The organism is Shimia sagamensis, from assembly GCF_900182745.1.
Lineage (GTDB): Bacteria > Pseudomonadota > Alphaproteobacteria > Rhodobacterales > Rhodobacteraceae > Shimia > Shimia sagamensis.
On sequence record NZ_FXTY01000005.1, the window covers coordinates 366,085 to 378,468 of the forward strand.

The 12,384-nt window shown below is 58.4% G+C and carries 16 protein-coding genes; 10 read left to right on the forward strand and 6 right to left on the reverse strand.

Translation table 11 applies throughout. The annotated features are described in order from the left end of the window. The first annotated feature begins 11 nt into the window (after positions 1 to 11). From rpsP to QOL67_RS15000, 6 genes are all read left to right on the forward strand, one after another. Positions 12 to 377 carry a 30S ribosomal protein S16 gene (rpsP, locus tag QOL67_RS14975; RefSeq protein ID WP_283426773.1) on the forward strand — a complete coding sequence of 122 codons (366 nt, stop codon included), beginning with the start codon at positions 12 to 14 and terminating at the stop codon, positions 375 to 377. A 16-nt stretch (positions 378 to 393) separates the two neighbouring features. Then, a complete protein-coding gene (gene bluB / locus QOL67_RS14980; RefSeq protein ID WP_283426774.1) occupies positions 394 to 1,023 on the forward strand; it encodes a 5,6-dimethylbenzimidazole synthase in 630 nt (209 codons plus the stop codon). Between the two features lie 79 nt (positions 1,024 to 1,102). After that, complete coding sequence (gene rimM / locus QOL67_RS14985) at positions 1,103 to 1,621, forward strand: ribosome maturation factor RimM (protein ID WP_283426775.1); 519 nt, start codon at positions 1,103 to 1,105, stop codon at positions 1,619 to 1,621. 4 nt (positions 1,622 to 1,625) lie between these two features. After that, on the forward strand, positions 1,626 to 2,426 hold the full coding sequence (locus QOL67_RS14990; protein WP_283426776.1) for a hypothetical protein: 801 nt from the start codon (positions 1,626 to 1,628) through the stop codon (positions 2,424 to 2,426). A gap of 78 nt (positions 2,427 to 2,504) precedes the next feature. Beyond that, positions 2,505 to 3,302 (forward strand): tRNA (guanosine(37)-N1)-methyltransferase TrmD, encoded by a 798-nt coding sequence (gene trmD / locus QOL67_RS14995; RefSeq protein WP_283426777.1) that lies wholly within the window; start codon positions 2,505 to 2,507, stop codon positions 3,300 to 3,302. Positions 3,303 to 3,374: 72 nt separating this feature from the next. After that, positions 3,375 to 3,710: a YegP family protein gene (locus QOL67_RS15000; RefSeq protein ID WP_283426778.1), complete on the forward strand. Its 336-nt coding sequence runs from the start codon at positions 3,375 to 3,377 to the stop codon at positions 3,708 to 3,710. A 56-nt stretch (positions 3,711 to 3,766) separates the two neighbouring features. On the opposite strand, the gene QOL67_RS15005 is transcribed toward QOL67_RS15000, so the two are convergent. The 4 genes from QOL67_RS15005 to QOL67_RS15020 form a co-directional block, all read right to left on the reverse strand. After that, positions 3,767 to 4,840, reverse strand: a complete 1,074-nt coding sequence (locus tag QOL67_RS15005; protein WP_283426779.1) for a peptidoglycan-binding domain-containing protein — start codon at positions 4,838 to 4,840, stop codon at positions 3,767 to 3,769. A 109-nt stretch (positions 4,841 to 4,949) separates the two neighbouring features. Continuing rightward, complete coding sequence (locus QOL67_RS15010) at positions 4,950 to 5,777, reverse strand: glycoside hydrolase family 25 protein (protein WP_283426780.1); 828 nt, start codon at positions 5,775 to 5,777, stop codon at positions 4,950 to 4,952. A 92-nt stretch (positions 5,778 to 5,869) separates the two neighbouring features. Beyond that, positions 5,870 to 6,259, reverse strand: a complete 390-nt coding sequence (locus tag QOL67_RS15015; RefSeq protein WP_283426781.1) for a hypothetical protein — start codon at positions 6,257 to 6,259, stop codon at positions 5,870 to 5,872. Between the two features lie 73 nt (positions 6,260 to 6,332). Beyond that, complete coding sequence (locus QOL67_RS15020) at positions 6,333 to 6,728, reverse strand: MarR family winged helix-turn-helix transcriptional regulator (protein WP_283426782.1); 396 nt, start codon at positions 6,726 to 6,728, stop codon at positions 6,333 to 6,335. A gap of 306 nt (positions 6,729 to 7,034) precedes the next feature. On the opposite strand from QOL67_RS15020, the gene rplS reads away from it, so the two are divergent. Further along, entirely contained in the window at positions 7,035 to 7,409 is a 375-nt protein-coding gene (gene rplS / locus QOL67_RS15025) for a 50S ribosomal protein L19 (RefSeq protein ID WP_283426783.1), read from the forward strand. Between the two features lie 11 nt (positions 7,410 to 7,420). Next, positions 7,421 to 7,642 (forward strand): 50S ribosomal protein L31, encoded by a 222-nt coding sequence (gene rpmE / locus QOL67_RS15030; protein ID WP_283426784.1) that lies wholly within the window; start codon positions 7,421 to 7,423, stop codon positions 7,640 to 7,642. A gap of 125 nt (positions 7,643 to 7,767) precedes the next feature. Here the strand turns inward: rpmE and QOL67_RS15035 are convergent, their stop codons facing one another. Further along, on the reverse strand, positions 7,768 to 8,580 hold the full coding sequence (locus QOL67_RS15035) for a class I SAM-dependent methyltransferase (protein WP_283426785.1): 813 nt from the start codon (positions 8,578 to 8,580) through the stop codon (positions 7,768 to 7,770). Positions 8,581 to 8,840: 260 nt separating this feature from the next. On the opposite strand from QOL67_RS15035, the gene QOL67_RS15040 reads away from it, so the two are divergent. Continuing rightward, positions 8,841 to 10,118: a tetratricopeptide repeat protein gene (locus QOL67_RS15040; RefSeq protein WP_283426786.1), complete on the forward strand. Its 1,278-nt coding sequence runs from the start codon at positions 8,841 to 8,843 to the stop codon at positions 10,116 to 10,118. Here the strand turns inward: QOL67_RS15040 and QOL67_RS15045 are convergent. Further along, positions 10,108 to 11,319, reverse strand: coding sequence for an MFS transporter (locus tag QOL67_RS15045; protein WP_283426787.1), 1,212 nt, complete (start codon positions 11,317 to 11,319; stop codon positions 10,108 to 10,110). The two genes, QOL67_RS15040 and QOL67_RS15045, sit on opposite strands and share 11 nt — an antisense overlap. A 132-nt stretch (positions 11,320 to 11,451) precedes the next feature. Here QOL67_RS15045 and QOL67_RS15050 point away from each other — a divergent pair, with 132 nt between their 5' ends. Beyond that, positions 11,452 to 12,366: an alpha/beta hydrolase gene (locus QOL67_RS15050; protein WP_283426788.1), complete on the forward strand. Its 915-nt coding sequence runs from the start codon at positions 11,452 to 11,454 to the stop codon at positions 12,364 to 12,366. Positions 12,367 to 12,384 lie beyond the last annotated feature (18 nt).

Genomic DNA, 12,384 nt, shown 5'->3' on the forward strand with positions numbered 1-12,384 from the left:
GAGATACACCCATGGCTATGAAAATTCGTCTCGCCCGCGGCGGTTCCAAAAAGCGCCCTTTCTACCGTGTTGTAGCTGCGGACAGCCGCATGCCACGTGACGGCCGCTTCATCGAGAAGCTCGGCACATACAACCCACTGCTGCCAAAAGACAGCGAAGAGCGCGTAAAGCTGGACATGGAGCGTGTTCAGTACTGGCTGAACGAAGGCGCACAGCCAACTGACCGTGTGTCCCGCTTCCTGGAAGCTGCCGGTGTTGTTGCCAAGAAAGAGCGCGCCAACCCTAAGAAGGCCGAGCCTGGCAAAAAAGCGCAGGAACGCGCTGAAGAGAAAGCCGCGAAAGCAGCAGAAGCTTCCGAAGCAGCCGCTGAAGAGTAAGACGGACTGTCCCGAAATGACCGATTTCACATCAGAGTTTCGGGACGATCTGCAACGGCTCATGCAGTGGCGGCGCGATGTGCGCCGCTTCCGCACCGATCCAGTGGACGAGGCACTTCTTCGGGAGTGCCTCGACACGTTTCTACTGGCACCTTCCGTGGGTCTGTCAGAACCCTGGCGTGTGATCCGCATTGAAAGCGACATGGCCCGCGCCGCCGCCCTTAAAAATTACCAAGCCGCCAACGCCCAGGCCCTCCAAGGCTACAGTGGTGACCGCGCGACTATGTATGCCAACCTCAAGCTGTCCGGCATGCAGGAATCGCCTGTGCAACTGGCGATCTACTGTGATGACGCCACCGCCAAAGGCGCTGGCCTTGGTGCTGGCACCATGCCCGAAATGCGCCGTTACTCCGTGGTGGGGGCGATCACCCAATTCTGGCTCACCGCCCGCAGCTTTGGGCTGGGCGTTGGCTGGGTCTCCATCTTGGACCCCGACCAGCTCAACCGTGATCTGGATGTGCCTGCCGATTGGTCTTTGGTTGCTTACCTCTGCGTGGGCTATCCAGAAAGCCAATCTGACACGCCAGAACTGGCCAAAATTGGTTGGGCAGACCGCGACAAAACCCTGCCAATTCAATCCCGGTAGTCCAAGGCGGACAATGCCCACCCTTGCGCCTCACCGCGCAATCATGGAAAACAGGCTCAAGCAAAGCAAAGGCTGCCCCATGAGCGATACTTCTTCTGATCTCATCTGCGTTGCCGCCATTGGTGGCGCATATGGTGTGCACGGCGACGTCCGTCTCAAAAGTTTCACCACCGAAGTTGATGCACTGGAAGATTACGCCCCCCTGCTCACCGAGGACGGCGCTTTTGAATTCACCATCGACATTATCCGCGCCATTAAAAACGGCCTTGCTGTGCGCCTCTCCGGCATCGCAACCAAAGAGCAAGCCGACGCACTCAAAGGGGTGAAACTCTTCGTGCCCCGTGACCGGTTGCCAGAAGCTGATGACGATGAATACTACTACACCGATCTGGTTGGCCTAGAAGTGCGCGACACCGGCGGCAACATCCTTGGGTCTGTGAAATCCGTGCAAAACCACGGTGCCACCGACCTTTTGGAAGTGAAGCCTCCCAACCACTCAGAAACCGTGCTTGTACCTTTCACCATGGCCGTGATCCCCACGGTGGATATTGGCGCAGGCCGCATCATCGCGGACCCTCCTGAAGGCTTGTTTGGCTGATCCCATGCGCCTTTTGATCCACAGTGGTTTTCACAAAACCGGCACCACCAGCCTGCAATACGGCCTGCAACACAATCGCAAGCTGCTCGCGCCACATATCCGCATTGTCCTCTTCAATGACATCGCCCCCGTGGTAAACGCCGCACGGGATTTTTCCGCGGACTGCTCTGCCGACAAATTGCGCCGCTTTTGCATGCGCCTGCACAAATACCTAAAGACGCTCGACGCTGACGACCCACGCCCCGTTGTGATCAGCTCCGAAGACCTCTGTGGCCACATGCCGGGCCGCGAGGGTCTCACCAGCTACACCGCCGCCCCCATCCTGATGCGCGCACTGACCATGACCACGCTGGAAACTCTGGGCCCCGACACAGATCTGCGCGTCATGCTGTCCTTGCGGGCACCGGAAAGCTGGCTCAAAAGCTGCTACGCCCAGCATTTGCGGGTGATCCGCATGACCGACCCGTGGGAGGTCTATCAACAGGCCTACACAGACTCCGCCGACCTCAGCGCCATCGCAGATCGCGTGGAAGCGCAGATCGGAGATGTGCCCCTCATTCGCGCGCCTCTTGAAGACAGCAAGTCTCAACCACTTGGCCCGATGTCACCTCTGCTTGAGGCCTTGGACCTGCCATCCGATGTGCTTGCCAACCTCAAACCCTCCGCACAGGCCAACCCCAAAGACCCCAAAGAACTGCAAGATCTGTACCTGGAGGCCAACCAGTCTGACATGTCCAACAAAGATGTGCGTGACGCCAAAGTTGCAGCTCGGCGCATCTGGATGGAAAACTGCTTCCCGGCGTAACTGCCCTGTTTTCACTGGACCCGCCCCGCATTTTACGCCACAGACCAGCCCAACCCGTGATCCTAGGAAGGCCCGCCCATGTCTGACAAATCCAAATCCCATGGCCGCCTGTCCATCTCCACGTCGTTTAAGCCACGCGAGCTTGTCACACATAACCCACGCCTCGCCGGGGTTTGGACCGCCCGCATCATCACGCTGTTCCCGGATGCCTTTCCCGGTGTTTTGGGCGAAAGCCTCACCGGCAAGGCGCTCAAAGATGGCAAATGGCAACTCGAAACCACCAATCTGCGAGACTTCGGCCTGACCAAGCACCGCAATGTGGACGACACACCCGCAGGTGGCGGTGCCGGAATGGTGCTGCGCCCCGACGTGCTTGGCCCCGCCATCGAGCACACCATGCGCGGCGCGCGCGGCAACTGGCCACTGGTCTACCTCTCCCCACGCGGTCGTCGGTTTGACCAAAAGATGGCCCGCGCCTGGTCTCAAGCGGACGGTGTCACCATGCTCTGCGGCCGTTTTGAAGGCGTCGATCAGCGTGTGCTCGACCATTACAACATTCAGGAAGTCAGCCTTGGTGATTTTGTCCTGACCGGCGGCGAAATCGCCGCGCAAGCGATGATCGACGCCTCCGTGCGCCTGCTGCCCTCCGTGCTGGGAAATGCGGACAGCATCGAGGAGGAAAGCCACTCCAACGGCTTGCTGGAACATCCACAATACACCAAGCCAGCCGAGTGGCAGGGCCGCAAAATCCCGGATGTGCTGATGTCGGGTCACCACGGCAACATCGAAAAATGGCGCCGCGAAATGGCCGAAGAGATCACCAAGGCTCGCCGCCCAGACATGTGGGCCACATTTAAAGGTGACAAGGACAGGTAACCAAGTCCTTGCACGACCGCCCCTGTCCATGTTTTTGTTCGCGCATAGTATTTTTGCACAGGGACCACAGACATGGCCGCCAAATTCGAGCTCTACACCGACAAAGCTGGTGAATTCCGTTTCCGACTAAAAGCAGGCAACGGCGAGAACATCCTCGCCTCCGAAGGCTACAAGCAGAAAGCCAGCTGCGAGAACGGTATTGAATCCGTAAAGAAAAACGCCGGTGAAGATGCGCGCTACGAGCGTAAGGAAACCGCATCTGGAAAGTTCATGTTCAACCTGAAAGCCACCAACGGTCAGGTTGTCGGCACATCCCAGAGCTACACCAGTGCCTCTGGCCGCGACAACGGCATCGAAAGCGTCATGCGCAACGCCCCTGACGCTGCTGTGGTCGAACTCGACGACTAAGCCTCATTAGAAAGTCTTGAGAAACGCCAGGGCTCACCCTGGCGTTTTTTATTGTGCTATTGCGCGCTGACAAGTTCAGCCGCGACAACTTTGATCACGTTGGACCGCAGCGGCCCCAACCGGCACGTATCCTGTATCCCCGCATCTTGGCAAAACCGCGCGAGGGCTTGAATGGTGCGCTGGGTCAGGTAGCCGTTGGTCCGACCTCGGTAGTACCCCCGGTCTCGCAGCCTCTCTTGCAGCACGTGGACAAAGGCATTTTTGTCCAGCCGTGACACCAGATAAAACGCCCGGCCACGCTGGTCTTCCGGCACCTGCCCCACAATGTGCACAGCGGACTGCCGAAACTGATCATCACTCTCAATGTCATAGGCCAACCGCAAACTCTGATCCGCCCAAACCTTTGCGCGCAAGCTTGGGTGCGCCAACATCTCTGCCCGCAACGCCTGATTTTCCTCCGCCGGGTACTCCTGCCAAAGTTTCAACAACCCTTCTGCGGCCTTCCCGGCGCGCTTGTCGCTGTTGCCACGTGCCACGGAAATCAACGCCGCTTCCAAGTTCGAGCCGGTCATTTCAAACGCATCCCCACTCAGTGATCCACGCAGCATTGTCAGCATTGCGGGAACGTCATGTTCCGCAGCCAGGGCCGCAAGCTCCGATCGCGCCACATCCCGATCAGACGCCGCTCCAAATCGGCCTTCATAGTGAAGCACAGCGCGCAATGACCGTGCTTTCTCGATCCCAGCAGCAGCGCCCGCATTCAATTGCTCAAGCGCAGCCTGAGTTTGCCCGTCTGCCATCAACAGCTTCGCATAAGACGTCCGCGCACCATCACGACCACCTGCGATGGCCGCCTGATACCACGTCGCCGCATCTGCGCTACTGGGCACGGTGCCAATGCCTTTAAGGTAGTAGTATCCCAGCTTGGCTTGCGCGCGACCGTAACCACTTTCGGCCAAAGCCGTCATCATCTCAAAGGCCGCACCGGTATCGTCGCCAAGTCGAAGTGCCTCAGCCTGCGCATAGAGCTCTTTTTCCGTCAACTCGGTTGCTGGTGAATTGGTTGTGGCCAGCACAGGTGTCGCCAAAGCCGCACAAACGGATAGTGCCAAAAATACGTGTCTGGTCATCTAAGCCTCCTGTTTCAGGTGCCTTTCAACCTGCCACGGATATCGCCCTCAACAGCTTGAACACGCGCATAGCGGCCCCGCGCAAAAGGATAGCGCCTCCGCCTTTTGATCAGCGCCCCTCCCGCCACCGCACCCAGGCTTCTGGACTGCCGCGAAACACATTGATGTCCACCTTGCCTGCAATCCCGGACACAAGACCCGTTCCGGTGTATTGCCAAAACGTCCACCGAGTACCGGGGTAGATCTGCTGAGGATGCCCCGCCACGGTGCGCAACCAAAACTGCGTACCGCCTAGGCTGCCAATCCCGGTGTCGTGAAAGAAATCCACCGTGGTGTAAACAATGGGCCGCCGCCCGTAGTGCGCCTCCAAAATCGACAGGAATTTGCGCGCTTCACTGCGCACCTTGCTGCCACTGGGCCGCAACCGACATGTGCGCGACTGCGGCGTCCACTCCATGTCCAACACATGTGGCAACGGCGCCCCACGCGGCACATTCTTGATAAACCACGCGGCCTGCTCTTCCGCCGGACGACAGAAATAATAGTAGTGATATCCCCCCCACGGCACGCCCGCAGCGGCCGCGCCTCTGCGATGTGTGTCAAACATCGGGTCCGCCAGATCACCGCCCTCAGTGGCCTTCAGATAAGCAAAACTGACCCCGGACCGCCGCGCCTCGTGCCAATTGATGTCTGTCTGCCACCGCGACACATCAATCCCATGCACGGGATATGTGGATGGCGGACGCCGGTCCCACTCATGCGGATCCGCATCGCCATACTTGGGATATGTAACAATTTGCGCCGCCAAAGCCTGTACCCGCGCCGCCTCGTCAGCCGCCGCGTTCGCGGCCGCCTGCGCCGCCGGGTCATCGGGCACCGACCGCCCACAGCTCGCCACCACCATCAATGCCAAAATTCCTGTCTTAAATACTCGCATAACACACCAGACCCAAACCATTGCGCCCCCTCAGTAAACTGAGAGAGCGCGTCTTTTTGCAAGCAAAGCTTTCGTCAAAAGCGGAGCCTCGCCTAAGCCGCCTTCTTCGCCGCCAAAAACGCTTCCTTCGCCTGATGGCCTTTGAGCGCCGGCAATCCAATCGCATGCACGGTCAGAACACCCAGCTTATTGAGCGCTGCAAACACCAACGCATCTAGGAACCAGGCCAAGGGCGTGCCGAAACTGCCCCAAAACACGGGCATGTCCGCAAAGCCATCAAATAGGTAGTTTCCAGTAGCCGCATGCACCCCAAGCCCAATCCAAAACCCTGCACAATAGGGGCAGCGCCATTGTTCATACAGAGATTGCAACGGGTGCGGCAGCATCCTAAGGCCCCGCGTGAACCATGTACCCCAGTGCGGCAGATGCTCCCAAAACAGCTGATGAATCGCTATTCCAAGCAATATGTTCTCAATCACCATAATCGTTTCCTTTTCACTTAGTTAGGCTAACTTACTTAAAAGCCAAAGTTTGCCGTTACGCCGGCCCGCCTCGCTACAGGCTCGGCATGTCTCCGAGTTCCTTTTCCAATTTTGTCGCAATCTGCTCATACACCCGCGCGCCCCGGGCCAGTTTCATCTGACCTTCCGGCGTGAGCACAATATGCTGCGCCCGCGCATCCATCATACATTGAAACCGCGAAACCAAATTCCGCGCCTCCAATTTGGCAATCATGGTGCTGGCACTGGCTTTGGTCACCCCCAAAGCCTCCACAATATCTTGCAAATGCTGGCCATGTTTGTCCTCATAGCGCTGCAAGTCTGCTTGCTCCTGCACGGCGCTCAAGTATTCAAACTCACTGAAACTCAACGCCAAGTCCCGCGCCGCTTTGGCCCAGGCCCGATGGCAGGACTGATGCACTTTCTGCAGTTTCTTGGCGAGGTCAGACATGTGAGTCCCAAATAGTTCGCCAAACTAACTACCTAAATCATGTCACCCTGTCAAACCCCTTGCACGCTTGGGTCATCTGCCCTAAACACCGCTTGTCCGCGTCTCATATGAGTCGTTCGGACGTGCTGTGCATTGCATGTATCCTCGGTTTCTTCGTCGAAGATGGCAAAAAATCAGCGCAAGAAGACAAGAAAAGACGACCTGACCCTCTGGCGGGCGCTGCGGCGGACCCGGAAGAAGACCAAGAGTTCTGAGGTGCATCAAACCTTTGTGGATATAACCACAAGCATCATAGGAGATGATCCAATGGATCTGATCGCACAGCTCGAAGCGGAGCAGATTGCTGCGCTGGGGAAAGACATCCCCGATTTCAAAGCCGGTGACACCATCCGTGTTGGCTTTAAAGTGACCGAAGGTTCGCGCACCCGTGTGCAGAACTACGAAGGTGTTTGCATCAGCCGTAAAAACGGCCACGGCATCGCTGGCTCGTTCACTGTTCGCAAGATTTCCTTTGGCGAAGGTGTGGAACGTGTGTTCCCACTGTTCTCGACCAACATCGACAGCATCACTGTTGTGCGCCGCGGTCGTGTACGTCGCGCCAAACTGTACTATCTGCGCGCCCGTCGTGGTAAGTCCGCACGTATCGCAGAAGACACCACCTACAAAGCCAAAAAAGCGTAAGGAGCGGTATTATGAAAGCAGACACTCATCCCGACTACCACTTCATCGACGTGAAAATGACCGATGGCACCATCGTCAAGATGCGTTCCACCTACGGCAACGAAGGCGACCAGCTGGCGCTGGACGTGGACCCTTCCGTGCACCCCGCATGGAACGGCGGCTCCACCCGCTTGATGGATGCCGGCGGCCGCGTTTCCAAGTTCAAAAAGAAATACGAAGGCCTGGGCTTCTAAGCTTAGCTCCCCTCGTAACAGAAAACGCCGCCTCCCTCGGGGCGGCGTTTTTTGTTGGCGTCCCACATATTGCATCAATCGATCTCATTGCCATGGCGCGGCAGATCGGTCGGAACCCGCGCCGACTAGACCTGCGCTGTTGCCACATAAGATGTGAAGGGCACCACATAGCCACTAGCTGTCTGATACGCAGCAATGACATCTCTCATTTCGCTGAATGCCTGGTCCCGCATCGCGTCTTCAACCTGCCAAAACGTTCCAGTAACCACCGGTGGTATGGCGCGGATGTGATTGTCAACGTAATCCTCAAACGGCGGCAATGCGACATCCACTTTCTGGGTGGCAACTGTCACCTGTGCCATGCCCGCACCTTTAAACCAGCCCTGTACGGCTGCTTCACCGGCCTCCACACAGGTGACCTTGGCGGCCGCCGGATTTGACGCAAACCCGCGTTCCAGCACACCAATCACAGCATCCAGATAAGGCGATTGCACCCGAGGCGCCCAGACCGTCGCCGCAATCTGCGCCCCAGGCTTGGCGACCCGCGCCATTTCCTTCAGGCCCGCAGACGGATCAGGAAAAAACTGCACCCCTTGCTGGCAGATCACCGCATCAAATGTATCGTCCTCAAACGGCAGGTTCAGAGCCGACGCCTCCTGCCAGCGCACAGCAGCGCCCTCGGTTTCACCTGAGGTCTTTGCTAGAGACAGCATCGCAGTGTTGATATCACTCCCGATCACGGCCCCGTCCGGTCCGACACAGGCCGCTGCCCGACGCGTGGCAAACCCGGTCCCACACGCCACATCCAGAACATTTTGATTTGGCTGAACCGCGGCTGCCATCAAGTGTTCAACAAATGGCGCCATAAACACCCGCACATATTTATCGTAATACTGCGGGCCACTTTCGCTGACCTGAAACCCAGACTCTTTGACCATACCGGCCTCCCTACCCACACAAAATCGACACATCACACCCTAGAGGTTTAAGTGACCAAGGCACTGGGGGTTTTGCGCACTTGCGGAACCGCGCAAAAGCCGGCCAGCGGGCGCACCCGGCTCGCGACTGGCCTCATCACGGGCATTCAAGCCGTGTTTCGGGCCGCTTCATTGTTACAGAGCAGCCAATCCTTGCTTTGTGTTCCTGTCCTCTCGTGCCAGACTGTCCTCTTTCAGAGCGTATCTGCCGGAGGCCGCCCATGCTCAAAGATCATTATGGCAATCTGATTTCGACATCGTCACGTGAAGCTCAATCCAATTATGACCGTGCGGTGCACCTCTTCCTTGGCGCCAACTTTGGTGCTGTTGAAGGTTTCACCAACGCCACCACAGCTGACCCCAACTTCGCCATCGCCCACGCAGGCAAAGCCCGCGCTCTGATGATGACCGGCGACATGCCAGCCGCCAAAGCCGCCCTGGCACAGGCGCAAGCTTGCGCAGCCCACTCCTCACCTCGCGAAAAAGCACACATAAACCTGTTTGCTTTGATGCTGTCCGGAAAAGCTGTCGAAGCCCGCGAAGCTGTCCGAGCCCATGTCCGGGAATACCCACGTGACGCCCTTGCGGCACAGCTTTGCTCCAACGTCTTTGGCCTCATTGGGTTTTCCGGAAAAGTTGGACGCGAAGCTGAGTTGCTGGCCTATACCACTGCGCTGATGCCACATTACGGCGACGATTGGTGGATGACATCCATGCACGCGCTGTCGCTCTGCGAAACCGGGCAAATCGACCTCTCGTTGACCATGATGGAGCAATCACTCGCCACCAACCCACGCAACGCCAACGCCTCTCATTTCAAGGCCCACGCCCAATATGAGGCAGGCGCCACAGAAGACGGGCGCGCCTATCTCACCGGCTGGCTAGAGGACTACGACGACCGCGGCGTCCTGCATGGTCACCTCAGCTGGCACGTTGCGCTCTGGGCACTGCAACAGGGCGACGAAACCGCAATGTGGAAAGCCATAGACACCCGCGTTGGCCCCGACGGCGCCAAAGGCCTGCCAATCAATGTGCTGACCGACACCGCTGCCATTCTGTATCGCGCTGAACTGGCTGGAGTTGAAGTCACCGCCTCACGCTGGAAATCCCTCAGCGATTATGCGGCTCAATGTTTCCCTGAAACCGGCCAAAGCTTTGCCGATCTCCATGCCGCCCTCAGCCACGCCATGGCTGGCGAAGGAGATCGCCTCGCCAACATTACAGACACCGCCAAAGGTTATGCTGGGGATCTGATCAAACCCATGGCCGCTGCTTGGGGGCAAATTGCCCGATCCGATTGGACAGGGGCCTTAGACAGTCTGATACCTGTCATGGCACACACCGAGCGTCTCGGCGGCAGTCGCGCCCAACGGGACCTGCTCGAACTGAGCTACGCCAATGTATTGATGAAACTTGGCAAAACCGACGAGGCACAGCGCAGCCTGTCAACCCGCCGCCCGGTGTTGGCAGACGCGCCGCCCCTTGCGATCACGCAGTGACGACCCGCCCGCCCCGCGTGCGTATCAAAATCAGTCCCATAATGGCGATGTTGAGCGCGTTCCAGGCAATGCCGTTAATGAACGCCAGCTCATAGCTGCCGCTCACGTCGTAAATCCAGCCTGACATCCAACCGCCAATCGCCATACCCAAGATGGTTGCCATCATCACAAACCCGACCCGGCTTCCGGCTTCCTTTGCGGGCATGTATTCGCGCACCACCATGGCGTAGGCGGGCACAATCCCGCCCTGCGCCAAACCAAAGGCCAGGCTGACCAGATAGAGCGGCACCAGCCCATCAAACGGCAGAAACAGGAACAGCGCACCCATCTGCAATACAGAGCCAATCAACAGCGTCAGCACGCCGCCCAATTGGTCCGCCACCAGCCCGCTGATCAACCGGCTCACAACGCCGCCCATCAGCATCAGCGCCAGCATCTCCGCCCCGACGGCTGCCCCATAGCCAAGGTCCACACAGAAACTCACGATATGCACCTGAGGCATGCTCATCGCCACGCAACAGCCAATCCCGGCCAGTCCCAAGATCCACATCAACGGTGCAGGCTTGAACGGCGCGCCCGCCTGCCTTGCGGCGGCAGCGTTATCCTGCGCAATCAAAGCCTCCTGGGGCACTTTAGGACGCAACAAAAACGCCAGCGGCACCACCGCCGCAACCGTCATCACCGCCAAAACCACAAACACCGCCCGCCAGCCGTAATCACTCAACACACCGGACAGCAGCACCGGCCAAATCGCGCCGGACAGATAATTCCCACTCGCCGCAATCGCCACGGCAATGCCGCGCCGCTTCTGAAACCACAGCGACACATCCGCGATCAGCGGTCCAAACCCCACCGCCGTGCCAAAGCCCAGAAACAGATGCACAAACGACAGCATCAACACCGAACCACTCATCGCCGCCGCGCCATAACTCACCGCGCTGAGCACCGCCGCACCAATCAACGCCTTGGTTACCCCCCAGCGATCCACTGCTTGCCCGATGACAAAATTGCCCACTGCAAAGCCAACCATGGTCAGCACATAGGGCAGCGAGGCATCCGCCCGATCGATGCCGAATTCCTCCTGCACCGCAGGCATCACCACAATCACCGCCCACATGCCCACATTGGCAAACACACCAATCAAAAGCGTGATGGCGAGGCGGATCCAACTGTAGCGGCTATCAAGAACGGGATGTGTCATGGCGCCACGCTAGGGCGGCTTGGGGCAAGAGTATAGGGCCAGAGTGCCCTTCTGGCGCAGCCACGCCGCACCGTCATTTTGTAAAATCACCGCTCCGTGCCACACTCTGGCTTTTGAGTGAAAGGTTTAACGATGGCTCTGTTTTTCTCGCGCCGGACGTATAATGCGCAAAAGAAGAAATTTACCGACAACCCCGCCGCCCTCACCCGCTATGTCTCCATGACAGATCAAAGTGACGACGGCTCTGTGCACACCGGCGGCATTATTCCGCAATCAGAGTGGCTCAAACAGGTGCAACAAGCCGGCGGCACCAAAGAGATCCTGATCTACGTGCACGGTTTCAACACCTCCCAAAAAGGCATGCTCGACCGTCTCGCCAAAATCGAAACCGGCGTGAAAGCGCATGGATTTCAGGGCGCTGTGATCGCCTATGACTGGCCAAGCGACGGCACGGTGTTGGCCTACAATTCAGACCGTGGCGATGCCAAAAAGACCGCCCCGCATCTGGTGGATGACGGCATCTTGCCGCTACTTGCCCTCACACCACGCCCCAAAATCCACCTCATCGCCCACTCCATGGGCGGGCTGGTTGCGTTGCGCGGTTTTTCCGACTTTGGCGATTCCGTGGGCCACTGGGGCATAGATCAGGTCATGTTCTGCTCCGCCGACATTGACGCCACCTGGCTGGAAAAAGGCGCCTGGGGCGGGCTGGTGCTGGATGAGCGCAGCAAACGCTTCACCAACTACTACAGTGGACGAGACCGCGTCCTCGCCTTGGCCGGCGGTCTGATCAACGGCGGCCGCGAGCGCGCGGGCCACGTTGGCATGCCGTCCCCCGTCACCAAAGGCCACTGGGACATCTACTGCAACGAACAATACAAAAAACACGTCCCCGACGCACAGCAAACCATGGTCTATTCCCACCGCTGGTGGTTTGACAACGACGGCTTCTACAAAGACCTCACCCTCACCATGGCGGGCAAGGACGCCAAAACCATGCCGACCCGCCGCCCCACCAATCAGGCCGACCTGGCGCTCCTGACCTGACCCAAACGGGCGGTGCCT

Bases quoted from the DNA above. Each gene is read 5' to 3' on its own strand.
- rpsP (WP_283426773.1), top strand. From the start codon at position 12: ATGGCTATGAAAATTCGTCTCGCCCGCGGCGGTTCCAAAAAGCGCCCT.
- bluB (WP_283426774.1), top strand. From the start codon at position 394: ATGACCGATTTCACATCAGAGTTTCGGGACGATCTGCAACGGCTCATG.
- rimM (WP_283426775.1), top strand. From the start codon at position 1,103: ATGAGCGATACTTCTTCTGATCTCATCTGCGTTGCCGCCATTGGTGGC.
- QOL67_RS14990 (WP_283426776.1), top strand. From the start codon at position 1,626: ATGCGCCTTTTGATCCACAGTGGTTTTCACAAAACCGGCACCACCAGC.
- trmD (WP_283426777.1), top strand. From the start codon at position 2,505: ATGTCTGACAAATCCAAATCCCATGGCCGCCTGTCCATCTCCACGTCG.
- QOL67_RS15000 (WP_283426778.1), top strand. From the start codon at position 3,375: ATGGCCGCCAAATTCGAGCTCTACACCGACAAAGCTGGTGAATTCCGT.
- QOL67_RS15005 (WP_283426779.1), bottom strand. From the start codon at position 4,840: ATGACCAGACACGTATTTTTGGCACTATCCGTTTGTGCGGCTTTGGCG.
- QOL67_RS15010 (WP_283426780.1), bottom strand. From the start codon at position 5,777: ATGCGAGTATTTAAGACAGGAATTTTGGCATTGATGGTGGTGGCGAGC.
- QOL67_RS15015 (WP_283426781.1), bottom strand. From the start codon at position 6,259: ATGGTGATTGAGAACATATTGCTTGGAATAGCGATTCATCAGCTGTTT.
- QOL67_RS15020 (WP_283426782.1), bottom strand. From the start codon at position 6,728: ATGTCTGACCTCGCCAAGAAACTGCAGAAAGTGCATCAGTCCTGCCAT.
- rplS (WP_283426783.1), top strand. From the start codon at position 7,035: ATGGATCTGATCGCACAGCTCGAAGCGGAGCAGATTGCTGCGCTGGGG.
- rpmE (WP_283426784.1), top strand. From the start codon at position 7,421: ATGAAAGCAGACACTCATCCCGACTACCACTTCATCGACGTGAAAATG.
- QOL67_RS15035 (WP_283426785.1), bottom strand. From the start codon at position 8,580: ATGGTCAAAGAGTCTGGGTTTCAGGTCAGCGAAAGTGGCCCGCAGTAT.
- QOL67_RS15040 (WP_283426786.1), top strand. From the start codon at position 8,841: ATGCTCAAAGATCATTATGGCAATCTGATTTCGACATCGTCACGTGAA.
- QOL67_RS15045 (WP_283426787.1), bottom strand. From the start codon at position 11,319: ATGACACATCCCGTTCTTGATAGCCGCTACAGTTGGATCCGCCTCGCC.
- QOL67_RS15050 (WP_283426788.1), top strand. From the start codon at position 11,452: ATGGCTCTGTTTTTCTCGCGCCGGACGTATAATGCGCAAAAGAAGAAA.